We start from the raw sequence: 25398 nt of genomic DNA on the forward strand, positions 1-25398 counted from the left end.
GTTATTTTATAGAACCAGTTAGCTTTCTAATAATCAAATCCAGTTCTTCTAATCCATCACAAAATAATGATACTTTGGCTCCATCGTTATGGCAATCAACCTTAACTTTTATCTGCCCTCCAAGAGAAGCATTAAGCGCCTTCTCAATGGCTAATAAATCGTAATCATCTCCCATATGTTGTATATATTTTTTACCAGAAGGCTTGGGAATTCTTGAGTTCTGTTTTGTCGATTTAATTAGCTGCTCAGTTTCTCTAACGTTAAGGTCATTTTTTATAATTTGATCGGCAATTTCTTCAGCATTTGGAACATTCATTAGTAACTTAGCATGTCCCACATTTATTGAGCCATCTTTAAGATGCTTCTTCACCCCATCTGGTAAGCTAAGTAGCCTGATTAAATTGCCTATATGGCTTCTGCTTTTACTAACCACAGTGCCCAATTTTTCTTGGCTATAACCATATTCCTTTATTAGTTTGCTATAACTTTCGGCCTCTTCTAATGCAGATAAATCTTCACGCTGAACATTCTCTATCAAAGCCAACTCTAAAGACTTTAGCTCATCTGCATTCTTAATAATTGCTGGAATATAAGCTAATCCCAGGGCCTTAGAAGCTCTCCATCTTCTCTCTCCGGCAATAAGTTTATATTTACCAAAATCTACAGGCCTAATTAGAATTGGCTGTAATACTCCATTTTGAGCGATTGAATTTTGCAGCTCTTCAAGCTCTTCTAATTTAAAATCAGTTCTTGGCTGACTAGAATTAGGAAAAATATCTGATATTAACACTTCACTTAATCTTTCATTTTCTTTGTCTGTATCTCCTATAAGAGCTGAAAGTCCTCTGCCTAAACCTCTTGATCTCATGATTTTTCCTCTTTTTCTAGAATTTCTTTAACTAACTCTATATATGCTAAAGACCCTGCGCATCTTACATCATAAATAATTGCTGGCTTTCCATGCGATGGAGCCTCAGAAACTCGAACATTTCTAGGAATGATTGTGTTAAACACCGCGTCACCTAAATATCCCCTAACATCATCTTCTACTTGGGTGGTTAAATTATAACGCCTGTCATACATAGTTAGTAATACACCTTCTATGGACAGCCTTGGATTGAGCTTTTTCTGAACTAAATTGATAGTTTTTAATAGATGGCTTAACCCTTCTAGGGCAAAAAATTCGCATTGTAACGGTATTAAAACTGACTTTGCTATTACTAATGCATTCACCGTTAAAAGACCTAGAGATGGCGGGCAATCAATAAAAATGTAATCATATTGATCAATAACCGGGGCTAATCTATCTTTTAAAACAAACTCTCTGCCCTTTTCTTCCACCAACTCCACTTCAGCCCCTGAAAGGTCAACGGTAGCCACTACAACATCTATATTGTTAATTTCGCTAGATTTTATAACTTTCTTTGCTGGAGTTTTTTCCACTAACAAATCATAGACTGTTAAGTCTCTTTTGTCTCTATCAAATCCCATTCCTGTGCTAGCATTTCCCTGTGGATCAAGATCAACTAGCAAAACTTTATGGTCAATTGCAGCCATAGCTGTAGCTAAATTTACTGCAGTGGTTGTTTTTCCAACCCCACCTTTTTGATTGACAATTGCAATAATTTTAACATTTTTTATCATTATGTCTTAACTCTAAAACGCCCCCATCTTCGGAGGTTTGGCTTTTATGTATTATATACTGAAAACTCCATTTTTCTGAAGCCTTTTTTATTTCATCTCGAATATTTTTTCCCTTCAGCAGGATATACCTTGTGTTTTTCTTAGCTATTCCTTCAGTTAAAGAAAGAACATTGTCTAAACTTGCAAGCCCTCTAGCTGTTATCACATCACATTTATCCACCTTCATTTCTTTAACATTTTTGTTATGAATGTTCACTTTGTTTTCTGAGATAGACCTTGCTACAGCTAGAAAATCAGCTTTTTTCTTTACTTTCTCAACAAGATTCACTTCCTTAATTCCAGCAAAAGAAAGCATTAACCCCGGGAAGCCAGCCCCAGAACCTATATCGTAAACAATCTCTGATTCTTTTATGTAATTTGTAAGCTGCAACGAATCCAAGATATGTCTATCTACAAGCTCCTGCTTGTTTCTAATTGACACTAGATTTATTTTTTCATTCCAAGCTAGAAGCAATTCTATATATTTCTCAATTGCTCCACGTGGAGCATTTTTATAATCCATACTCTTTCCTTAAATAAACAACCAAAGACACAACCGCTGCTGGAGTCACCCCAGCTACTCTACTAGCCGCCCCTATGCTAAAAGGCTTGCTGGCATTGAGCTTTTCTTTTGCTTCATTAGAAAGACTCTCAATCAAGTTGTAATTTATATCAGCTGGAATTTGCATGGATTCATGCTCTTTAAAAAGCTTGATGTCTTCGCTTTGTCTTACTAAATAAAATTGATATTTGGCTTCAGTAACAAGCCTAGGCCTAATATATTCTGGGATAAAGTCTAATTCTGGCCAAACTTTAAGAACATCTCTAAAGCCAATATTTGGATAAGCCAAAAGCCTAAAGGCTGATTTGTGCACTCCATCTTGAGCAATATTAATTCCATAGGAAGATAGCTTACTTGGAGTAACAGTTAATTGCTGAAGCTTATTTCTTCCTTCGTTCAACAAAGATAAATTTTTCTTAAATATCTCTACTTGATCAGAAGACAAAAGACCTCTTGATATAGCCATATGTGAAAGTCGCAAATCGGCATTGTCTGCCCTTAAGGACAGTCTATATTCAGACCTAGAAGTGAGCACCCTATAGGGCTCTGACGCACCAAAAGTTATTAGATCGTCAATCATGACGCCAATGTATCCTTGAGATCTGTCAAGAATAAAACTTTCTGATGACCCGGCGTTTAACCCTGCAACCAATCCCTGGCCCGCCGCCTCTTCATAGCCGGTTGTACCATTAATTTGTCCCGCCAAAAACAAACCTTTAATCTTTTTGGTTTCCAGGGTTGGCTTTATCTCGCTTGGATGAACATGATCATATTCTATAGCATAGCCATATTTTAATACCCTAACATTCTCAAGTCCCAAAATTGTACGAAGAAACTCTAACTGAGCCTCTTCCGGCAAAGAAGTGGAAATTCCGCTAGGATAGATAACATTACTATCTAGACCTTCTGGCTCAAGAAAAATCTGATGCGATTTCTTGTGAGCAAAACGAGTAATCTTGTCTTCAATTGAAGGGCAATAGCGCGGACCATTCCCTTCAAACTCCCCCTGAAACATAGGAGAATTATGAGCATTGTCCATGATAATTTGATGGCTCTTCTCATTAGTATGGGTGATATAACAATCAATTTGTGGCAGTTCTATTTTATCAGTAAAACTTGAAAAAGGCTTAGGAGGATTATCGCCCGGCTGCTTCTCTAAAACCGCCCAATTAATGCTACTAGCATCAAGCCTAGCAGGAGTGCCAGTCTTCAATCGACCAAGCTTAAAACCTATTCTTTTTAAAGTATTTGCTAAACCAATGGACGGGTTTTCGCCTGCTCTACCTGCTGGAATTTTTGTAGAGCCAACTCGAATCAAGCCATTTAAGAAAGTTCCTGTTGTTAGAATAACTTTAGAAGAAAAAATCTTCTCTCCATCTGCTAAAATAACAGCTTTAACCTCTTCGTTTTCAACAACAAGATCCTCAACTGAAGCATATTTAATTTCAAGATTCTTAGTTGCCGAAAGAATAGACTGCACAGCTTTACGGTATAAAACTCGATCAGCCTGGGCCCTCGGGCCATGCACTGCCGCACCTTTGCTGGCGTTTAAAATCTTAGAATGAATGCTTGCCTTATCAATGGCTCTAGCCATTACTCCACCAAGGGCATCCACTTCCTTAACAATTATTCCCTTGGCAACTCCTCCAATGGAAGGATTACAGGACATTTCACCAAGATTATCTTGCTTTAATGTGATGAGTAAAGTATTAGCACCAGACCTAGCAGCGCTAGAAGCAGCCTCAACACCTGCATGTCCACCGCCAATAATAATCACGTCATAGGAACTTGTCATAAGAGCTTAAAACTTTAAAGAATAATCAATGGAATATAAGCTATTAGGGGCAAAATGTCAAGTTCATTAACTTAAGCTTAACAATGGTATGGATTGTTAATTTTACGATACTGTATGTTCCCTTTTTATTGTTTGTTTGTCCTGGATTCTGGTTTTAGGTTTGCTGGGCCCTCGGCCCTTCGGGCCAAGGGTGACGGAAGAAGGAGGTGTGCCAAGGGTGACGGAAGAGGGGGCACAATGGCGACGAAGAAGGGCAAGGATGACGGAAGAAGGTAGGTGAATTAAGGGAAGGTAGTGGCTAAGGATAAGAGATAAAGATGGAAAATAGATATGATGGTTATGAAAGCTTAAACTGAGCAATAAAAAGAAGATGAATTAGATCAAAGAGTCTCTAATAGAGTTTTTTCTGGATTCTTGAAAACCTAACGGTTTTCGAGAGTTGTGATGCTATATTTAAAATAGCTGGAGTTATCTTTGATTATGTTTTTGTTATTTTTATAGCCTCCATTTATAAATGAGCTAATTTCTAGCGTATATGATTATGATGGAGGTTATTTTCCTATACAAAACTTGATGAATATTTCATCTAATATGGTTTCAACGTCAATATTTCCAACTATTTGTCCTAAAGCTCTGGCAGCCAGGCGCAAATCTTCACAGGCAAGTTCTAATTGATTGTCCAGTGTAAAGCAATTTAGGCTCTCTAAACAATCATTTAAGTAACGGCGATGACGTTCTCTGGTGATTATTGGATCAGAAGAGGGAGAGAATTTATTAGAAATTTCTGAAGATAATTTCTCTAAAAATAAATCTAGTCCTAAATTTTCTTTAACTGATATTTCAATAGCATCTTCATGCTTTACAACAGAATCTTGATCTATTTTATTAATAACTATGATGGTGTTTTTATCCATTATTGCAGATATTTCTGGGGCTAGACTTTTTTTATCATTGGCTGCCATTATAACAATTTTTATATCTGCATTTTCAGCTTTCATATGAGCCCTATCAATGCCTTCTCTTTCTATTATATCTTCACTTTCTCTAATTCCTGCAGTGTCTGCTATGGTTACAGGATATCCCGCTAAGTCTAAATGAACTTCTATGATATCTCTGGTGGTCCCAGCGATGCTTGAAACAATAGCCACATCTCTTTTTGCTAAATAATTGAGTAAACTAGATTTACCAACATTAGGTGCGCCTAAAATGGCCACATGAATTCCTCGACGAAGAATTTCGCCTCGATTATTGTCATTTAAATGAGACTCTAGATTTTTTTTTAAAAGAGTTACCTCGTTATTAACCTGGTCTATTACTTCATTTGGAATATCATCTTCTGGAAAGTCAAGAAAAGCTTCGATTAGAGCCAAGACATGAATTAGCTTGAGTTTCCAATCTTCATATAAATTTGCTAAATTTCCTTGCATTTGCCTCATGGCCTGCTGCTGCTGGATTATAGTTTCTGATTCAATTAAATCTGCCAGACCTTCTGCAGCGGTTAAATCCATTTTGCCATTCAAGAAAGCGCGCTTTGAAAACTCGCCAGGATTAGCTAAGCGAAAATTTGTAAAACCAGCTAAAATTTTTACGAGAAGATTGATGATTGCTTTACTACCGTGAATATGTAATTCAACCACATCTTCACCTGTAAAGCTATTTGGGGAAGAAAAAGTTAATATTACCGCTTTATCAATGAGCTGATTAGTGATAGGATTAATTATGTTCCTCAAAGTTGCCTGTCGTGCTTTGGGAGGATCTTTTTTTGTTAGTTGGTTTATACAGCTAAAGGCATTAGGGCCTGAGATACGGATGATGGCAACCCCTGATTTTCCAGGAGGTGTGGCAAGAGCAAAGATTGTTTTTTTGTCATTAAGCATATGGTTATTATAAATATATAAACATTAAAGAGCATACAATATGGAAAAATATGACTTCACAATGCAGCATCTTTATGGTGAGAATCATCACCATATTACAAAAATTATAAACATTCTTCAAGCTTGTAAACTTGAAGAAACGTTTATACGCAAGTTTTATGCAACAATTCCTATGCTAAATCTCAAAGAAAGTGACTATAGATTATATGCAGATCTTGTGAGAAATGCTTTCAATTTTCTTCAGAGACATGACACTTCGAAAGCAAAAGTAAAGCTATATCAAAGCTCTGGTGAAGACGCTGATGACGATTATACAATTATTGAAATATTAAGTCGTGATATGCCTTTCATATTTGATTCAGCCATGTGTTTGCTTAACAGACTAGATATATCTGTAGATAGAGCGGCTCATCCTACTATCTTTGTTAGTAGAGATGGAGATGGAAAATTATTATCAATTGATGAGGCATTAGCTAAAGATGGTGAAGAAGAGATTATAATTCAGATTCTAACCTCTCATGCATTAACTGAAGATATTGCTGTAAAAGTGGAAACAGAACTTAATTCTATTCTTTCTTTGGTTGAAGCTGCAGTTTACGATTGGAGAAAAACCTTAGACAAGTTACAGATGCATATAGATGCATTTGATAAAGCTCCTTATCTTGAAGAAGAGAAGTTGCATTATGAGCAAAAAGAATTCCTTGAAAAGGTGCGAGATAAGTATTTTGTTTTCTTAGGAGCTGTGGAATATAGTTTTAATCATAAAAAAACAAAAGTTGAAGATTCTGCTTTAGGGATTTTAAGGCTTGCTCCAGATCAATTTGATGAAGATATAGATGAGGTGGTTTTTGATTCTGGCTTTTTTGAAGATAAAAATCTTATTTCTATTAGTAAATTAAACAAAGCTTCTGTTGTGCATCGTGATGCTATTCTTGACTGTTTATGTATAAAAACTTTAGATAAAAAAGGAAATATAAAAAACGCCTCTATCTTTATAGGTTTATTTACTTCTATTTTATATTATCAAAGCGCCACGTTAATTCCCATTATCAGCGATAAATTACGTTTTGTTCTAAAAAAGGCAAATTTTAGTCCACATAGCTATGCAGGAAAAGAGTTAGTTTCTATTATTGAAGCCTTGCCTAGAGATGAATTATTTGAAATTTCATCTGAGGAGTTATATCCCCTGGTAATGGAGATATATGCCTTATTATTTGCCGCTGAATTAAGAGTGTTTTTACGCAAAAGAGGGGGGCATTTAAGCTGTTTACTGTTTTTGCCAACGGAATTGGCAAACTCTGAAAATGTGAAGAAGCTTAAAGCTAATTTGACTTTTGAATATGGTCCTATAATTAGCCATTCTTTTGCTCAAATTAATTCCTCTAGGTTATGTTACTATTCTTTTATAATAGATTCTAAAGATGCTAATATTAACACCGCAGATCTTACTCAAATAGAAAAAGATCTTCGCTCTGTAATAAGGCCTTGGGATAGTTCTTTAAAAAAGTTGTTATTGAAAGAATATCCTAAACATAAAGCTCTAGATGTTTTTGCAAAATTCCAATTAGCATTCCCTGTTTCTTACCAAGAAAAGACAAATTATAGCAAAACCATTATTGAGGATATTGAAAATATATCTTCTGTTGTAGAGAGCAAAAAAATAATTTTTAAGATTAGCCCAAGTATTGAAGGAAAAGTTAATTTAGCTCAATTAAAAATTTATCACCTAGAGGGATTAAATCTCTCTGAAATTATGCCAATGTTACAGAACATGGGGCTAAATGTTGTGGCAGAACAAATTCATATAGTTGAACCTTTTGGTAATCAAGGGGAAGTATGGCTTCATCAATTTGTTTTAAAAGTTGATAAAGAAATAACCCAAATGATAGAAAATGCTCAAGAAAACATAGAAGAAGCATTTTATGCTATATGGTATGAAAAATGCCAGAATGACCCATATAATCAGTTGATCCTTAAAGCTAATTTAACCTATAGGCAGGTTACTATGCTTATGGCTCTCTCTGAATATTTATGCCAAATTAAAATTGGTTATAGTCATGAATATATAGGGCAGGTTCTTAATAAACATTCTAAAATTTCTAAGCTTCTAGTATCGCTGTTTTATAGTATGTTTAATGTTAAGTTAACTGGAGAAGAGCGCCTCAAACAATCTGAATCAATACGTTCAAACATAGAAAAAGAACTAACTCTTATTCATGATAATGTTGAAGATCAAATTTTAAGAAGATTTATCAATGTTTTAAATAATACCTTAAGAACTAATTACTTTTTGCGTGATGAAAATGGTAAAGAAAAAGATTATATGTCTTTCAAAATTGATTCCGCTAAGATTATTAATATTCCTCCGCCAAGTCCATATAGAGAAATATTTGTTTATTCAGCTAGCTTTGAGGCTATACACCTTAGAGGGGGAAAGGTTGCAAGAGGTGGCTTAAGATGGTCTGATCGCAGTGAGGATTATCGCACCGAGGTTTTAGGACTAATGAAAACTCAAGTAGTTAAGAATGCTGTAATTGTTCCTACTGGATCAAAAGGTGGTTTTGTTTTAAAGAACACAGCTGGACTAAGCAGAGACGAGTTTATGGCCAAAGGAAAAGAATGTTACAAGAACTTTCTTAGAGGGATGCTGGATATCACTGATAATATAATTGATGGGAAAGTTCATCATCCTAAACATATTGTTAGATATGATAAAGATGATGCATATCTAGTGGTGGCTGCAGATAAAGGAACGGCAACTTTCTCAGATATTGCTAATTCAATATCAGATGAATATAAGTTCTGGTTAGGTGATGCTTTTGCCTCTGGGGGATCAAAAGGATATGATCATAAAAAAATGGCTATTACTGCAAGAGGAGCATGGATTTCTGTTGCCAGACATTTCCGTGAAATTGGCGTTGATGTAGATAAAGATGATTTCACAGTTGTTGGAATTGGTGATATGTCAGGTGATGTATTTGGTAATGGTATGTTGCTTTCTAAACATATAAGGCTGGTTGCTGCATTTAACCATATGCATATATTTGTGGATCCTAATCCTGATAGTGCCAAAAGCTTTGTTGAAAGAGAGAGATTGTTTAATTTACCAAGGTCAACTTGGGAAGACTATAGCACGAAAGCCTTATCTAAAGGAGGTAGAATTTATAGCCGTAGTGAAAAATCTCTTGCGCTTACTCCAGAAATTAAAGAAAGATTTAATCTTAAATGTGATAGCATCTCTCCAAATAATTTAATCAAAGTTTTGTTGACAGCTGAAGTGGGTTTACTTTGGAATGGGGGAATTGGAACTTATGCTAAAGCCAAATTCGAAACTCATGAACAAGTTGGTGACAAAGCAAATGACAATCTCAGATGTAATGCTGAAGACCTGCGCTGTAAAATTATTGGGGAAGGAGGAAATTTAGGCCTGACCCAGCATGCAAGAATTGAATATGCACGAAAAGGTGGGCGCATTAATACTGATGCTATAGATAATTCTGCAGGTGTGGATTGTTCAGATCATGAGGTTAATCTTAAGATTGCCTTAAAAGAGCTTATGAACAAAGGTCTAATGACTGAAAATAAAAGAGTGGCTCTGCTTGAATCTATGACTGATGATATTGCAAGGTTATGCTTGAAAGATAATCGTACCCAAACCAGGGCTCTAACAATTGCCTCTCAACAGGGAGTTGATATTTTGGGGGCGCAAGAACATTTTATTAACATTTTAGAAGAGCAAAAAATTCTCGATCGTGAATTAGAATGTCTTCCAACAAGACAGCAATTTACTCAATTATATGCTAGTAAACAAGGTTTAACGCGACCTGAATTATCCGTGTTGTTAGCTTATAGTAAGAATGCTATTTATGATAATTTAATTAATACTAATTTAGCTGAAGATCCTTATTTCACAGATGATTTATTATTATATTTCCCAGAAAAAATGAGGAAAAAATATTCAGAAATATTAATATCACATCCTTTACGCAAAGAAATTATTACCACTAGCATTACTAATAGCATGGTTAATAGGGTTGATACTTTCTATTTGCATTTAGCCGTGGAGTCAACAGGGCATAATTTTTCTGACATCGCTAGAGCATATACCGTTACTAGGGATGTGTTTGGAATTCGAGAATTATGGAAAGAGATAAATAAACTTGATGGAATAGTGAAAGTTAAGGACCAAGTGGAGCTTTCTATAATTATCAAAAAATTTGTGATGAGAGCTACTAGCTGGTTACTTAGAAATTATTACCATAAGATTAATATAGCCTCTGTTGTTCAAGAATATCAGGAGCAGGTGAAGAAGCTAAAGAAAACTATAGAACCTTCTTTGGTGCGTAACTTTAAGCAAAGTTTTGATGATGACTTAGAAAATTTCAAATCAATGAATGTGCCTGCAGAACTAGCTCATAAAATTGCGCTTTTAGGGCCGTTATCTTCAGCTTATAATATTGCTGAGATCTCTAACAGAAAGAAAGTTCCTGTTGATAAAGTTTGTAAAATTTATTTTGAATTAGGATATCGTTTTAATGTTGATTGGTTGCGTCATGTTTCTAGAAAACTGGTTGGAGAAAATAATTGGCAGAAATTGGCTATTCAAGGATTTAAAGATGAATTATACGACACCCATCGCAAGATTGTTGCTTCAGCTGTTGAAAGTGCCGAGAAACATGATCATAAATTAGATTATTGGTATAAAATAAATAACAAACAGATTAAGTTATTCGATCGTTTTATTGCTGATGTTAAATCTCAAGCTGATGTTGAATATGCAATGGTGGAATTAAGTTTGAAGAAATTGAGTAATCTTTTGGTAAAATAAGAAATCGGAAGGAGGTTTGAAATAAATCCTCCTTCCTTTTTTGTATAATCAACTTCCAAGATCATCACAATATTCATAGTCTGCGCTTGATAATGAGCTTCCTAATAACTCCAGAATCAAAGCTTCCCTTTGAGGTTCGTTATCCTGTAATTGGGGTTTTATTTTATCCAAATATTGATCAATGCCTAAAGCAAAGGGATCAACTTCAAAATGAACTCCTGAGAGAATAACTTTGCCCTGGCCATAATTAGTTTTAATAATTGAAGCTAGGTTATTTTCTTTATAGCGAGCTATAATTTCAATATTGGAGTAATCTTCTGGTTTTTCAAAATATCCTCCGCCATTATAATAAATTTTTAAAGACTCTAACCCTGTAATGTTAGTTTCTATCTCTGCGGATCTGGCGCCACTATTTGTTAAATAACTATATTTAGCTAATATTGGACCAATTGATTTACCAGGGAAGAATTTTAACTCTCTCTCTCCTAAAACTTCAAATATTCCTGATTTATCAAATTCAACATAGTCTGAAGAATAATAAGCTCCTGCACAGATTCCTAGATAAGTTCCACCATTTTCTACATAGTTTTTTATAACGCTATTTCCTGCTCCATTAAGTTTAGCAACATATGGAAGATCAGCTCCACCAGGCATTACAAGAAGGGAAGCATTATAAGCCCAGTCTCCCTGAATTAAATCAGAGGCTTCTAAAGTTTTAATTTGGTTGTTAGAGAAAAAATTACTAAAAGAGAATATGGTATGCTTTACCATGTTTCTACTAGCTCCTAAATCATTATATATATAAATAGTGGATTTATTGTTCATAATATATTCTCCAAAAGTTTAATTAATTCTTGAAAGAGATACTGGCTCTTTATACTATCAAATTGTTATTTTTACAAAGAGAAAAATTATGGAGCATAGAACAAAATTTGAAGTTAGAGATAATGAGATAGACATTCAAGGAGTGGTAAATAACGCTAATTATTTTATTTATATGCAGCATAGCCGCCATAAATATCTAACTGAAGTGTTGAATATTGATTACATTGAAATGGCTAAACAAAACATACATCTATTCTTGGTGGGTGCTAATGTTGAATTTAAAAAGTCTTTACTTCCTGATGACAAGTTTTATGTTACTTGTAAATTATCTCCCAAGGGTAAGATTCGATTCCTCTTTGAGCAAGAAATTAGATTAGTTTCAAATGATGTTTTAATCGCCAGGGCTGAAAATATTGGGGTATGCATGGACGGAAACACGAATAAACCTTTTATTCCAGAGATAATTCAAAAAACTCTTAAAAAATCTTAGCATTCTATCGTCATTTTAATATTTAGTGTTTTCGAAATATTGTAGTAAATAAATTAAAACTGGTCCAAATTCATATTTTATTAAAAATATTGATGAAAAGTTGAGCAAACTTAGGTAGTATTGTAACTATTAGATGTGTTTAACTAAAGGGAGGTTGATATGGCTGGTGGCGGTAGACTAAAACTTGATCCATTATTTGTTGGTTTAACAAGGCCCACTTTGATTTTCGGGGTAAGCCAAATGTTTTTTATTTTTAATGCAATGGGTTGCATGGGGTATTATGTTATGGCCAATGACTTTAAGGCCCTTGGGTTGTTAGCAGTGAATCATCTAGTTGGTTATATAGTTTGTGCGAAAGAACCGCTATTTATTGAGTTATTTCTACTAAAAACTCAAAAATGCAATGTTTGCAGAAATAAATTTTATCATGGTGCCAATTCCTATGATATGTATTAAGTTTTTATAATTACACCAGGACCACGATGATACAAATTTCTAAATATCAAACAAAAAAACAAGCTCATGCAGACAAAGAGGTGAATACCTCTATGTTCATTCCTTATGCTTGTCATTATAACAGCAAAGCTATTTTAACGAAAAATAAAGAATTAATGCAGGTTATAAAAGTTGGAGGATTTTCCTTTGAAACAGCTGATGATGAAGATGTTGATATTAAGAAAAGCATTCTAAATCTATTGTTTAAAGGTTTCCAAACCGGTGGATTTTTACTTTACTTTCACACCCTTAGGAGAAGAGCAGATCCTTTGGAAGGGGAAGTTACTTCTACAGATCCTTATATAACCAGGCCCAAAAGCTTTAGTGATTATGTGGCTCAAGAATGGGATAAAAAATATTCTAGTAGACAGTCTTTTGTAAATGAGCTTTATGTTTCAGTAATAAAAAGACCTGATACTAGAGGAGCTGCAATTGTTGAGCATTTAATTAAAAAATTTAAGGCTACAGCAGATAAAAGAGCGTGGGAAGAAGATATTCGTGATGCATTCGAAGAATTGGAAGAGGCTACCGGAAGAATATTAAGTACTTTAAGGGATTATAATCCTGAAGTATTGGGAGTGAAAGTAAAAGAGAATGGGGCTTTCTGCGAGATATTAGAATTTCTAGGAAAACTGGTAAATTGTGGTTCTTCTTCGCCAATGTTGGTTCCTACAACTAGTATAGATAAACACTTGCCCATAAATCGTCTTTATTTTGGTAGTAAGGCTATTGAAATAAGAGGAGGCGATAGAAACAGAATGGCCGGCATATTAAGCATTAAGGAATATGGTCCAACTTCTAATGCCGGGATGATTGATGGTTTCTTGCAAATGCCTTTTGAGTTGATTATCTCACAATCTTTTAACTTTGCTAATCGTCAAGTTGCAATTGGTAAGATGCAATTACAGCAAAATAGGATGGTTCAGGCAGAAGATAAAGCTGTTTCACAAATTGCTGAAATTAATCAGGCCCTTGATATGGCAATGAGTGGAGACATTGCCTTTGGAGAACATCATTTAACTATTTTATGTATTAATGATGGTCTTAAATCTTTAGAAAGTTCTATTTCAATGGCTTCAGTAGAGCTGCAAAATGTAGGTGGTCAGCCAGTGCGTGAGAAGGTAAATATGGAGCCTGCATATTGGGCTCAACTTCCTGGAAATGATGATTTTATTGTACGGAAATCTACAGTCAACTCTTTGAATTTAGCTGGCTTTGCATCCTTACATAATTATCCTACGGGAAAAGCGAAGGGTAATCATTGGGGTGATTCTGTAGCTGTGTTTGATACTACATCTGGTACTCCTTATCATTTTAACTTTCACTTAAGAGATGTTGGGCATTCCTTAATTATAGGTCCTACTGGAGCTGGTAAAACAGTGTTGATGAACTTCTTATGTGCCATGTCACAGAAATTTAAATGTAGAATGTTCTTTTTTGATAAAGATAGAGGTGCGGAGATTTTCATTCGAGCCTTGGGAGGTGTTCATACTATTATTGACCCAAGTAAAAGATCAAATTTCAATCCATTTCAATTGCCGGATAATGGTACAAACCGTACCTTCTTATTAGATTTGTTAAAGTTATTAGTTACTGTAAATGGTGAGGAAATTTCTGCGGAAGATATAATGGCTTTAACTCAAGCTGTTGCTGGTAATTATAAATTAGCAAAAAAAGATAGATGTTTATCAAATATTGTGCCTTTCTTGGGGATTGAGGGTCCTGGAAGTTTAGCTACAAGGATAGCTATGTGGCATTCTAAAGGTTCTCATGCAAATGTTTTTGATAACCCTGAAGATGCTTTAGATTTAGATACTGATCGAATCTTTGGTTTTGAGATGGCAGAATTACTTAAAGATACTATTTGTTTAGGTCCTGTCTTGTTATATATTTTCCATCGTATTAATATATCTCTTGATGGAACGGCAACCATGATAGTGCTCGATGAGGCTTGGGCTTTAATAGATAATCCTATCTTCGCTCCTAGAATTAAAGATTGGCTTAAAGTTTTACGTAAACTTAATACCTTCGTAATTTTTGCGACACAAAGTGTTGAAGATGCTAGTAAAAGTGAGATAAGTGATACCTTAATTCAACAAACTGCTACTCAAATTTTCTTACCTAACCTTAAAGCAACTGATGTTTATAAAACTGTGTTTATGTTGAGTCAACGTGAGTTTACGCTTATTAAAACAACTGATCCTAGTAGTCGTTATTTCTTAATAAAACAGGGTCCAAGTGCTGTGGTGGCCAGAATAGATTTAAGCGGTATGCCAGATATTATAAATGTGCTTTCAGGCAGAACAGAAACTGTTTTACTTGTGGATAAATTAAGAGAAAAATATGGCGAAAATCCTGACAAATGGCTCCATCATTTTTATGAGCAATTACAACAGGCGCCGAAGAAATGAATAAGATTAGAGTATTAGTTTTAACCCTCTTATTATTGTTGTCCTTTAACCAATTTGCTTATTCATATGGTGATGATAATTCTTTAGATGATACTTGCACTGAAGGTACTGGAATTTTAAATAGAATAGTGGCTGATATTACCTCTTTAGGCCTTTTTTCTGCTTATAGTGAAACTTTTTATATAGAAGGCGCCAATGGTCGTGGTGACGAAAGGGGTTGTGAAAAAGACTTTTATGCATCAAGCGGAACTAGCTTCAGTGATGGAGAATGGCATAAAGGTAAATATTGTGAAGATGGAGATACTTCTGCCGAGTGTAACCCTAGCTATGCTGAATGTGACCCTGAAGGTGGAGTTTTTTATTGCTATAAACAAGACTATGTACCATATGGAGATTATGGATGCAGCTCATTTGAGGGTTGCACAAATATGGATGTATGTGAATGGGCCCAGGATGGATATGGTCCCAAGTGGTTTTGGACACCTCCAGGAACCATTCGAGTAGCAAAATTTGGTGATAAATTATGTGTACAATTTGATACTACTTTATCATATCAGTCTATTGGCTGTAAATATCTTCCCCAATGTGAGACTTTTGAACTAGAAGAAGATTGTTTTGTTGCTCCATCTTGTTCTGACCCAAAGGCTCAAGAATCTATTACTATGTTGCCGTTAACTGGAATCATAATCCAATGTATTAGCGAAAGTCTCACTAGTTTATTTGTTCAGGATGAAGCCTGTACTGATGGTGGAAGCTATACAGTAACTTCTTTTCCTGCTTTTCAAGACGCTATGCGCAATGTTGTAAGAAGTTGCTTAATGCTATATGTGATACTTTATGGTTTAAAAATTGTTCTTGGAGCTGATGTTCCTAATAAGAAAGAAATGTTTGTTTTTGGAGCTAAATTTGTTTTGGTTATGTATTTCTCCGTAGGTATTAATATACATATTAATGAAGATAAAAAAGCAGAATATTCTGATGGTATAACCACTTATATGTTGCCTCTTTATTTTAATGGATCATCCGAATTAGCTAATATGGTTTATTCTTCGGGAGGATCTGAAGGTCTTTGCTCTTATGATGACGAAGTTTATCCTGATGGATATTCTTATCTTTCTCTTTGGGACAGCATAGATTGTAGAATATTATATTATTTTGGTATAGATCAAAGTAATTTTGCTGGTCAAACTGATATTGATTTATCAAATTTTGAGCCTAATTTATTAGGCTTGTTATTACCTGCAATATTCTCTTTCCAATTAGTATTCCTAGTGTTTAGTATAATGTTTTTTGTTTTTTTCCTCTCGATAGTGATTTATTTTGTTAATATTACAGTAATTTCTCTAATATTAATGAATATTCTAATATATTTGGCTCCTGTTTTTGTTCCAATGGTGCTTTTTGAAGTGACAAAAGGTTATTATGACAGTTGGTTAAAGCTAGTGACTTCATATGCTTTGCAGCCCATGATAATAGCAGTTTATATTGCTATGATGATGACAATTTATGATCAAACAATGTTCGGTGATTGTAAGTTTACAAAATCTACTGCTAATGTGACATTGGGTGGTTATACAAGAAGTGATGTTCCTATTTTTACAATATGTGATCCAGCTAATGATAGTGCTTGTACAACCTCTGCAAATGTTTGTGAAGCAGATGATGAAAATTGTGAAGCGGATAGTAATATTACACCATGTGAGGATAGCATAGGTTATATATTAAACCCTATCATTCCTGATCAAAAATATACACAAGATATTGATGCTATATTTTTTACAATTACAATTTTGAAATCAAATGTGGTGACGGATATGCTTAATGGTCTTGTTACATTATGTCTATTTGGATATTTATTCTATAAATTTGCTGATATGTTAAGTGAGATTACTGGAGAATTAACAGGTGGTCCTCCTATAGGGGCAGCCGCTGGCAGTCCTATGGCACTGGTAGACAAAGCAGGAGGTGCAGTCAAGTCTGCTGCTAAAGCTGCGATAGGAGGCGGTGGTAAAGGTGGCTCCGGTGCGTCTTCATCTGATGAAGGGGGGAAACCAAGATCTGGAGCAGAAAGTAGTGCCCAAGGTGGAGGTGGTTCCGGAGCTTCTTCGGCTGCTGAAGGTGGTAAAAAGTCCGAGGGTGACAAATCTGAAGATAATAAATAACTTAATCCATAGGATGATCAAAATTGATAAAATTATATAAGTTTATTAAAAAAAATATGGATAATAAAGGCATGTGAAGTGAAAAAGCTATATCTATATTCATTGCTTATAGTCTTATTTGTCTTATCGGGTTGTAGTTGTGGCACTGATGCAGTAACAGGAGACACGGATAATTATATAACTTATAACTCCTCAGTAAATATTTTTGCAGATGGGTGTAGCGATATTAATGGCTCTACGTCCATGAGTCAAACAGGAAATTCTAGCACCTCTTCTGTTTATTCTCCAACAGGAGAATGTGATGATTACTATGGAGGATCAGGAAGTTGGGCTAATCGTGGACGTTGGATAAAAGTTCCAGGTGATGCTTCTTCGGTGTTAAATGGAGATAATTTTTCTGTTACAGTTCACGGTAATATTAATTATTGCTCCTATGGGTATGACAATAAAAACCCTTCTCCTTTAATTACCGCTGTACCTAATAACTCTATGCAAACGTGGTTTGAATATGACTCTACATTATATAGCGAAGGTGAACTGCCAGCTCCCACACAATTGCCTGTTCAGGCGGGGCAATTAATTGTTCTAGAAATATCCCAGACTCCTCTTACTACAGGAATATCACTAGCTAAAGCTTCTGACAATATAACAGATATTTGTGCTGACACTGACTATGATGGTTTTGTCGCCGGAACTTGCAGAGGTATAAACGGATTCGGTTTAACTATTTACGTTGGTGATGATAATTCTGGTTACAAAGAAGTGGTTACTCTTGATAATAAAGCTTCAAGTGATTCAACTTATACAGCAGCTACATCTAGATATCCTGATATGTTTAAGCCTCTAATAAGCACAAGGTATTATGATGACGCTACGCAGACATGGGTTACAACTACATATGATAATGCATTAGAGAATTTTGATGAATGGGTTTTTGACAAATATGGAGTTGAAAGTATTTCTACTATAGGTCCTGGAAAATATGTTTTTAAGGTTCCTGAAGACATGAATGGAGTTTTAGGTTTTTCTATTGCTCAAGGTACCGTGTTTTCATCAGAAGCAGTAAATGATTATGACGGATACTATACTATAAATGTTTTATCTGCACATCCTGGTTGCCATGTTAGAGATTCTGTTGTTAGTGATCTTGGAAGTAGAGGAGCCATGCAAATTTTACTTGTAGAGCCTGGGCTTAATCCTAATATTGAAGATACAACTACAGAGTTTCCAGATAATACAACAACTATTACTGAATATTATCCTGAATTACTTAAATTTATATCACAAAATGCAGGTATAACTATAGAAAGCGATGCTGCAGTATTAGGTGACTTGGCTGCTTATTCAGAATATGAACAAACTTTGATTTTAGTAGATTCTCAAGAATATAGTGGAAGAGCGCCTGGAACTGGAGATCTGTGGTTAAAAGTACGAGACGATTATTATCATGATAATGTAGGCCAATATCAGGCGGATGTGGAGGTGACCACAAAAAAGCAAACTTTAGTTTCGAGTTTCTTAGCTGATATATCTGATCCAATTATTGATTCTCTTAATACTACTACTAAAATTATTTATGATAGTTTTTCTACAAGTTCGAATTGGACAAACATAATGCAGATGTCATTATTTCTGTATATTATTATTTATGGAGCTGGGTTTATATTAGGCATTGCTCAAACATCTGCAAATGACATGGTAATTAGAGTTATAAAAATAGGTGTTGTTACTGTATTATTTGAGCCCAATAGTTGGGACTTCTTTAATACTTATTTTTTCAAGTTGTTTACTGACGGTAAAGATTATTTGATTTCGGCTGTAACTGGCGATACATCAAGTGATTTATCAGGAGTTTTTGGTTTTATTGATGATATGTTCTATACATTCTTTTCCCAATATACTTGGGAAAAGCTAGCAGCTCTTGTTCCTTACCTGATTGGCATTGTGTATATATTTATTTTTTTAACCACAATGGTTTTATATATGGTGGCTATGTCTCAGGTATTTATTGTTTATCTTTTAACTATAATTGGAATTTCATTGTTATTATCCATAGCCCCGTTATTTATGGTTACTCTGTTATTTGAAAGAACTAGAACAATCTTTCTCAATTGGGTGAAATATCTTGCAGATTACGCTATGCAACCTGTAATACTTTTTGCTACTTTATATGTAATGAATGAAATCTTCATGACATTCTGGAATACTGCGCTTGATATAGATATTAGATATGGAGGAGTATGGGAGCTAGACTTTTTTGGAGTGGATGGTTGGACTTATGGATGGATTCCTTCTTTTAGCTTTGGTTGTGTGCAATTTTGGTATATTGATGGGGGGCTTGATGTATATAGTATGTTTGTTAGTGTGCTGATATTGTATATATTTGTTTATACAATTCAAGCAATACTTGCACATATTCCTCAGTTGACCGAGCATCTTATGAGTACATCCACTGCATCTAGTACTTTTGGTACTGCTGGTAAAATAATGCAACAAGCTGTTAACTTTGCTCAAGGGGGAGACCCGGTAGCAAAAATGAATTATAGAAAAGGGTTAGAAGAAAGAGCTAAGAAAGAAGAGAAAGATAAAGAAAAAGGGGATAGTATAAGGGGAAGGGGTAAAGACGTACCAGATGATGGTAAAAACAAACAAAAACCAGATGAAGATAAAGAAGAAATGAAGTAGGTGATATGATTAAATTTATAAAAAATACATATTATACTGCCTCTAGCAAGCTATTAAAGCTAATATTGCTATTTTTAGCTAGTCTTCTAATTTCTGCTTGTGATCAAGACCTTCCTCCTATTGAGGCAGATGATTTTGGCTATCCCAAAGTTACCGTTTATGCAAAAGGAGAGAATGTTTCAGGTGAAGAGGAGAATCAATTATCTGAATGGGTGCCCACTGGCTATAAATACAATGGCGATAAGATTGTAATAATGGTATATAATCCCGCCTATAGTTATGGTGGTAGTCAGCCTCCTCTGAAATATACCTGGAATTCGTGGCTTTGTGAAGGAGAGAGTGATATATGTTCATCTATGTATAACTCGCCAGCTTGCAATTTTCCACAAGGTTATTGTCATTCCCCAACAGATAAATATGAAACAATTGACAATGCTCCATGTTATCTATCTCAGGGACAAGGTTTATATCTTCTTGTGACATATCCTGATGGCGATGTTGATGATCCTAATATTTATGAAAGTATTAACAGATTACCATCTGAAGCTGATATGTATACTAAGAGTTTGTGGGATCCTCCTGTTTCTGGTGCTGAGATGTATAACAATGGCTCAGCAGCTTATGGATTTAGTGGGGAGTTAGAGCCTAATCCAACTATTAGCACTGATTCTGAGACTAAAGTAACAACTGAAATTCCAAGTGATTTAAGCCAAAGTGATTATGTAGGTGGGAGAGCATATTTTAAAATTCTTGATCGATATTATGGTGATAATTCTGGACATCAATATGCTGTTATGAAACGAGGTTTTGATTCCGTGGTGCCTCCTCCAATAGCTACTGTTATTGAATTTGTGACTGAAACTATGGATAGAATGTCAGAATCTTTATATAAAGAAATTGTAAATAATTATGACTTCCGACTTTCAATAAAAACCTTATTAGTTTTATATATTATTGTTCACGGGGTTTTATTCATTGGTGGGGCATCAGACATGACTCAAAGTGAGTTAGTGTCTTTGTTTATAAAGCTAGTTATAGTAATTCAACTCCTAACAGGAGAAGATAGCTGGACATTATTTAATAATTATTTCTTCAAGTTTTTTACTTCGGGGCTGGATGAAATGATTGGTATCGTCACCTCTAATATAGATCAAAGTGACAATGGATTCACGTTCTTTGATACTTTACTTAGTTTGTTATTCTCTTATGAAACCAGTATGAAAATTCAAGCTTTAGTCTGGAGCTTCCCTTCTGGATTTTTGGTAACTTTTATAATATATGCAGGCTTTGCTTTATTTACTATTGCTATAGCTAAAGCGGTAATGATTTATTTACTAGCATATATGGCTATTGCATTATTGATTATTGTAGCGCCTATTTTTATATGCTTTATGTTATTTAATCAGACCAGACCATTATTTGAAACATGGCTTAATGCATTTGCTAATTATTTTCTACAAGCGGTATTAGTTATGGCTGCCTTGAATTTATTAGGACAGATAATAGTGGATCAAATATATATGATTTTAGGATTTAAAGCCTGTTTTGAAGATAATCCCTCATTAACAATTGGCACTTGGTGTTTTTCTAAAACTTGGTTCATTTGTTCTGACCTTTCTACCGGACTTGTTCCTACTGAAGTTCCTGGATATGGATATAATACTACTACTACTGTAAATTGTGATGCTAGTTCCGGCTTTGAATGTCAAGACACAAGTGTATATTGTGAACCGTTTGAATGTATTGATGATCGTTACCCAGATCTACCATTTCTTGATCCAGAGATAGAAAAGGAACATGACTTAATCGATAATTTTAAATCTCCAAATTCATTAAGTATACCGATGCTTTACGAATCTTCTGTTTTATTGTTAATGTGTTATTTGATGATGAAATTTAATGATGTTGTTCCAGGATTAGGTAAAGGTTTAGCGAAAGGAGGAAGTGCTGGAAGAACTGCTCTTGGAGCTACGGCCAGCTCGTCTATGACTGATTTCAAGAATACATTATCAGGAATGAAAAATGCTAGTTTGAAATTAGTAACTGGAAAATCTGAATTAGAGAGGGGGATTGCTAGAAGAGAAAAATTTAATGAAGTTGTTAATGTAGTCAAAAGGGACGTTGTTAGGGCAGTCGCATTAACAAAGGCAACTGTAACAGGTTTTGACAAAGCTGCAAGCGATGTATACAAAAAATCTGGTAAGCTAAAAGCTCTCTTTTATCCGGTAAAGAAAGTGAAGCAATTAGCAGTTCTTGCTGCTAAATCCCCTGTTCTTGTTCTAAAAGGGGGGCTCATAGGAGCTAGTCTCTTGAAGGATACGATTCTTAAACCAGGAAATTTAATGATAGGAACTCCTGAAGAAATTGCGGCTAGAAACAAGGCTGTTAAGGAGGCTAAAGCATATAATAGAGCAAAAGATGCATCCGAAGGCAAACAAGTTTCTCTATCCTATAAAGAAAAACTCACAAAAAGCATACAAGATAAAACTGGCATAACAAAATTCAATCAGAGAGTTGCTGATTTTGATGAAAAATACACGAAAGATGGGAAACTTCACTTAAGATCTGTTGGTGGAGCAATGAGAAGAGGTGTTGGAAGAGCTCTTTATAATACACGACCAGGGAAAGCTGTTTATGACGGTGCTACACGCTTGAAAGATTCTATTAAAGAAGAATATAGGGCTAGATTTACTGAACAAGGCAGAATAGATCGAGAAAATGCTAGAAGAAAAGACAATCAAATTCGTGCTCTTGCAGAACAATATCAGAAGGATGCTCCAGAAAGAAATAGAAGAGAAAAACTAGATCGCCTTGCATCTGAAGCTTTGGAACAGCATTGTAAAAATTTAAATCTTGATAAAGAGTTATTATTAGGAATGTCTCAAGAAGACCAAGAACTATATATTAAAAGAGCCTATGCAGAACTTCCTGAACATCTTAGAAGTTCTATCGCAGCCACAACTTCCTTTGATATGCTCAAAGCTCATCTAGAAAATGATAGAATTAACAGAACGATAACAGATACAGACCCAAGTATTTTAGTAAATGAAGCTTATGATGCGTTAGATATAGACAAGGGAGCTTTTAACTCTCTAGATACCAAAGGAAAATTAGCGGCTTTAGAAAAAGGATTACGTGCTGCAGACCTTACAGGACCAGGTGCAATGGATTCATATCGTGCCTATCGATATTTAAAAGAAAAAGCTGAAGCTCAATTAGCGCAAGAAAAAGCAGCCCAAAAAGAGCAGAAAAGACAGCAATCATTTAGATATAAAGCTGGACAAGCTATAGGTGGAATGAAGCGAGGTATAGGACAAATGGGCCGAGGAATGAAGGGGCTTGGCCAAGGGGGTGTCCGTAGAGTGCAAAATGGCTTAAGTAGAATATCTAGAATAAGAGCAAGAGATATAACCTTAAGAAATGTTGCTGTTGGTACAGCCAGTGTTGCTTATGGAGCAATAAAATTTGCTACAAAGCCAGTAAGAATGACCGGACGAGCTATTAAGAGGTCCTTTAATGAAGCTTTAGATAAAAGAGGAGTGAAAATTGACTTTAGTATGGGGTTCTATCGTCCTGCCACCTTTAGCTATACCAGAAAAGTTGCTAGCTTAGAAGGAAAAGGAACAACAAGGGAGAAACAATTATTGGGCTATAAGCAAAGATATGATAAAGACAAACTAAAAATTAATTATAAAAATGCAGATAGAATTTTACAAGAATCTTGTGCTGTTTTGGGAATTACCAAAGCTGCAATAGATACAATGCCACCTGAAAAAAGAAAGGCATATATAGAAAAAGAATTCAATTCAACAATAGATATGGATATTTCACGAGACTTTGAAAGATATAAAGCTTATCGTGCTGCTCAAGCGGTGGTGGAGCATCGTGCTGCACAACCAGAAAAAACCAAGCTTGCCAAGAAACATAAGAAATCAGTTATAGAAGAATTGAATAAAAAAGAGGTTGATAGAAAACAAGCCATTGCAGATGCAAGGCGAGCTGAGCAGGTAGGAATAGCAAGAGAGCAAGCAGAAGAACGTAAAGTGCTAGAGCAACGAAGAAATAAAGATACCGCTCAATTATGTAAAGCTTTAAAAATGGATTATAAAGAGTTTGTGATGATGGACAAAGAGTCTCAAGGAAGGTATCTATCCAGAGCTTATGCGGAATTACCACAAGATAAAAAAGACGCTAAGTTAAATAAATTATATAGAGAAATAAGAGATGATATAGCAAGTAATGGAGAGATAACAACAGCTATAACCAGGATGAATAAAGGACTAGCTGAGTTAGGATTAAGCGAAGCAAGATATAACTCCCTTTCTCCAGAAGATCGTTTGGCAGCTTTAGAAAAAAGATTTAAGGAATCTGATCTTAATGTTAATGGTGGAGAGAAATATGCTGCATATCAATATTTCAAACGTAAAGCTCAAATAGAGGTGGACAATCTTGCAAGAGAGGAAGCAGCTAAAGGAACATTTTCTTATAAAGCTACAGGAGCAGTAATAGACGCAGTGGATAAAGCAAGTTCTGTTTTAACTAGTGTTAAGAATAAAGCTAAAGGTGCCAAAAACTATCTAGGTGAACAGGCAACTAAAGCAGGAAATACATGGGATCTTCTTAGAGGTAGAAGTGTAAGGCTAGAGGGAAAACAAACAACAGTAGCAAAAATGGCTGATTCTCATTATGCACATGCTAAACGTATTGTTAATGATGATAATGCAGGACAATTATTTACAGAAGCTTGTTCCACTTTAAATATTGATACAACAGCCTTTCATTCCATGAGCAAAGAAAGGAGTTTAGAATATATTTCAGAGAGACTTGATGCAAGGGCAGCTGAAATTACAAAAGGCAAAAAAATAAAAGAAAACACCGATGCGTTTAATACACTTGCTGATTCAACACGTGCTCATGCTAATTTAAAAGCAATTATAGAAAAAGGTGCAAAGGTTGAAGATCCGCTTGCTTCTGTTCAAGATCAAAGAGAGAAAACTATATCTTCTTATGAAAGTCAACATAGACAGGATCGTCATATGCAAGAAGTTACAGGAGAAGGAGATTCTTCAAATAGCTTGATAACCCGTGATGTTGGTGTTGAGTTAGGTCTAAATGGTGCTGTATTAGATTTAATGACTCATAAAAAAATTAGAACAGAAGCGATTGGAGAAAAAGCTGCAGAAGTTTTAGGGTTTAGTGAAGAAGATGCACAAACTTTCCTATCTTCAGAACAAGAAAAACAGCTTGAAATGCTAAATAAGGCAATGAGAGAAGAAACTATGGATTTATCTAGGAAGGAAGATGGTAATGCTGATTTAAGTGATGATAAACACTATCTTGCCTATAGGACCTTAAAAGAAATAGCAGATAAAAATGTTCCTGCCTCAACTAATCCTTTTGATGATAACTACGTTGACCCTGCAGAAACCGCTGCTTCGTCTATAATAGAAGAAACCGCTCCGAAAAAACCAAGTATTTTTGAAAAGGGTGAAAAAGATCTTAAATCTAGATCCAAAAAAGATCTTTTTGGCGATGAATCTGGTGATGATATGCTTGATTCAAAAGATCCTAAAAATAAATAAGAG

At 35.0% G+C, this 25398-nt stretch carries 13 protein-coding genes; 7 read left to right on the forward strand and 6 right to left on the reverse strand.

Going from position 1 to position 25398, the window contains the following annotated elements; genetic code table 11:
- Nucleotide 1 precedes the first annotated feature (1 nt).
- The 5 genes from N4A31_00830 to mnmE form a co-directional block, all read right to left on the reverse strand.
- Entirely contained in the window at nucleotides 2-868 is an 867-nt protein-coding gene (locus N4A31_00830; GenBank protein MCT4634776.1) for a ParB/RepB/Spo0J family partition protein, read from the reverse strand.
- Nucleotides 865-1644, reverse strand: a complete 780-nt coding sequence (locus tag N4A31_00835) for an AAA family ATPase (GenBank protein MCT4634777.1) — start codon at nucleotides 1642-1644, stop codon at nucleotides 865-867. The genes N4A31_00830 and N4A31_00835 overlap by 4 nt, the downstream gene beginning before the upstream one ends.
- Nucleotides 1628-2206: a 16S rRNA (guanine(527)-N(7))-methyltransferase RsmG gene (gene rsmG, locus N4A31_00840; GenBank protein ID MCT4634778.1), complete on the reverse strand. Its 579-nt coding sequence runs from the start codon at nucleotides 2204-2206 to the stop codon at nucleotides 1628-1630. The genes N4A31_00835 and rsmG overlap by 17 nt, the downstream gene beginning before the upstream one ends.
- Nucleotides 2196-4040, reverse strand: coding sequence for a tRNA uridine-5-carboxymethylaminomethyl(34) synthesis enzyme MnmG (gene mnmG / locus N4A31_00845; GenBank protein ID MCT4634779.1), 1845 nt, complete (start codon nucleotides 4038-4040; stop codon nucleotides 2196-2198). The genes rsmG and mnmG overlap by 11 nt, the downstream gene beginning before the upstream one ends.
- A 551-nt stretch (nucleotides 4041-4591) precedes the next feature.
- On the reverse strand, nucleotides 4592-5917 hold the full coding sequence (gene mnmE, locus N4A31_00850) for a tRNA uridine-5-carboxymethylaminomethyl(34) synthesis GTPase MnmE (GenBank protein MCT4634780.1): 1326 nt from the start codon (nucleotides 5915-5917) through the stop codon (nucleotides 4592-4594).
- A 40-nt stretch (nucleotides 5918-5957) separates the two neighbouring features.
- Between mnmE and N4A31_00855 the strand changes: the two genes are divergently transcribed.
- Nucleotides 5958-10745: an NAD-glutamate dehydrogenase gene (locus N4A31_00855; GenBank protein ID MCT4634781.1), complete on the forward strand. Its 4788-nt coding sequence runs from the start codon at nucleotides 5958-5960 to the stop codon at nucleotides 10743-10745.
- A gap of 48 nt (nucleotides 10746-10793) precedes the next feature.
- Here N4A31_00855 and N4A31_00860 read toward each other — a convergent pair whose 3' ends face one another.
- Nucleotides 10794-11570 (reverse strand): BPL-N domain-containing protein, encoded by a 777-nt coding sequence (locus N4A31_00860; GenBank protein ID MCT4634782.1) that lies wholly within the window; start codon nucleotides 11568-11570, stop codon nucleotides 10794-10796.
- Nucleotides 11571-11658: 88 nt separating this feature from the next.
- On the opposite strand from N4A31_00860, the gene N4A31_00865 reads away from it, so the two are divergent.
- The 6 genes from N4A31_00865 (at nucleotide 11659) to N4A31_00890 (ending at nucleotide 25395) form a co-directional block, all read left to right on the forward strand.
- Nucleotides 11659-12060, forward strand: coding sequence for an acyl-CoA thioesterase (locus N4A31_00865; protein MCT4634783.1), 402 nt, complete (start codon nucleotides 11659-11661; stop codon nucleotides 12058-12060).
- A gap of 159 nt (nucleotides 12061-12219) precedes the next feature.
- Nucleotides 12220-12516 (forward strand): VirB3 family type IV secretion system protein, encoded by a 297-nt coding sequence (locus N4A31_00870; GenBank protein ID MCT4634784.1) that lies wholly within the window; start codon nucleotides 12220-12222, stop codon nucleotides 12514-12516.
- Between the two features lie 26 nt (nucleotides 12517-12542).
- Nucleotides 12543-14966 (forward strand): VirB4 family type IV secretion/conjugal transfer ATPase, encoded by a 2424-nt coding sequence (locus tag N4A31_00875; GenBank protein ID MCT4634785.1) that lies wholly within the window; start codon nucleotides 12543-12545, stop codon nucleotides 14964-14966.
- A complete protein-coding gene (locus tag N4A31_00880; GenBank protein MCT4634786.1) occupies nucleotides 14963-17128 on the forward strand; it encodes a type IV secretion system protein in 2166 nt (721 codons plus the stop codon). The genes N4A31_00875 and N4A31_00880 overlap by 4 nt, the downstream gene beginning before the upstream one ends.
- 78 nt (nucleotides 17129-17206) lie before the next feature.
- Nucleotides 17207-19813 carry a type IV secretion system protein gene (locus tag N4A31_00885; protein ID MCT4634787.1) on the forward strand — a complete coding sequence of 869 codons (2607 nt, stop codon included), beginning with the start codon at nucleotides 17207-17209 and terminating at the stop codon, nucleotides 19811-19813.
- A 5-nt stretch (nucleotides 19814-19818) separates the two neighbouring features.
- Nucleotides 19819-25395 (forward strand): type IV secretion system protein, encoded by a 5577-nt coding sequence (locus tag N4A31_00890; GenBank protein MCT4634788.1) that lies wholly within the window; start codon nucleotides 19819-19821, stop codon nucleotides 25393-25395.
- Nucleotides 25396-25398: the final 3 nt, after the last annotated feature.

This window comes from Rickettsiales bacterium, assembly GCA_025210695.1.
Lineage (GTDB): Bacteria > Pseudomonadota > Alphaproteobacteria > Rickettsiales > CANDYO01 > CANDYO01.

What these genes read in the sequence shown, in the direction of transcription:
- N4A31_00880 (MCT4634786.1), top strand. Translation starts at nt 14,963, where the DNA reads ATGAATAAGATTAGAGTATTAGTTTTAACCCTCTTATTATTGTTGTCC.
- N4A31_00855 (MCT4634781.1), top strand. Translation starts at nt 5,958, where the DNA reads ATGGAAAAATATGACTTCACAATGCAGCATCTTTATGGTGAGAATCAT.
- N4A31_00890 (MCT4634788.1), top strand. Translation starts at nt 19,819, where the DNA reads ATGATTAAATTTATAAAAAATACATATTATACTGCCTCTAGCAAGCTA.
- rsmG (MCT4634778.1), bottom strand. Translation starts at nt 2,206, where the DNA reads ATGGATTATAAAAATGCTCCACGTGGAGCAATTGAGAAATATATAGAA.
- N4A31_00830 (MCT4634776.1), bottom strand. Translation starts at nt 868, where the DNA reads ATGAGATCAAGAGGTTTAGGCAGAGGACTTTCAGCTCTTATAGGAGAT.
- N4A31_00835 (MCT4634777.1), bottom strand. Translation starts at nt 1,644, where the DNA reads ATGATAAAAAATGTTAAAATTATTGCAATTGTCAATCAAAAAGGTGGG.
- mnmG (MCT4634779.1), bottom strand. Translation starts at nt 4,040, where the DNA reads ATGACAAGTTCCTATGACGTGATTATTATTGGCGGTGGACATGCAGGT.
- mnmE (MCT4634780.1), bottom strand. Translation starts at nt 5,917, where the DNA reads ATGCTTAATGACAAAAAAACAATCTTTGCTCTTGCCACACCTCCTGGA.
- N4A31_00875 (MCT4634785.1), top strand. Translation starts at nt 12,543, where the DNA reads ATGATACAAATTTCTAAATATCAAACAAAAAAACAAGCTCATGCAGAC.
- N4A31_00860 (MCT4634782.1), bottom strand. Translation starts at nt 11,570, where the DNA reads ATGAACAATAAATCCACTATTTATATATATAATGATTTAGGAGCTAGT.
- N4A31_00865 (MCT4634783.1), top strand. Translation starts at nt 11,659, where the DNA reads ATGGAGCATAGAACAAAATTTGAAGTTAGAGATAATGAGATAGACATT.
- N4A31_00870 (MCT4634784.1), top strand. Translation starts at nt 12,220, where the DNA reads ATGGCTGGTGGCGGTAGACTAAAACTTGATCCATTATTTGTTGGTTTA.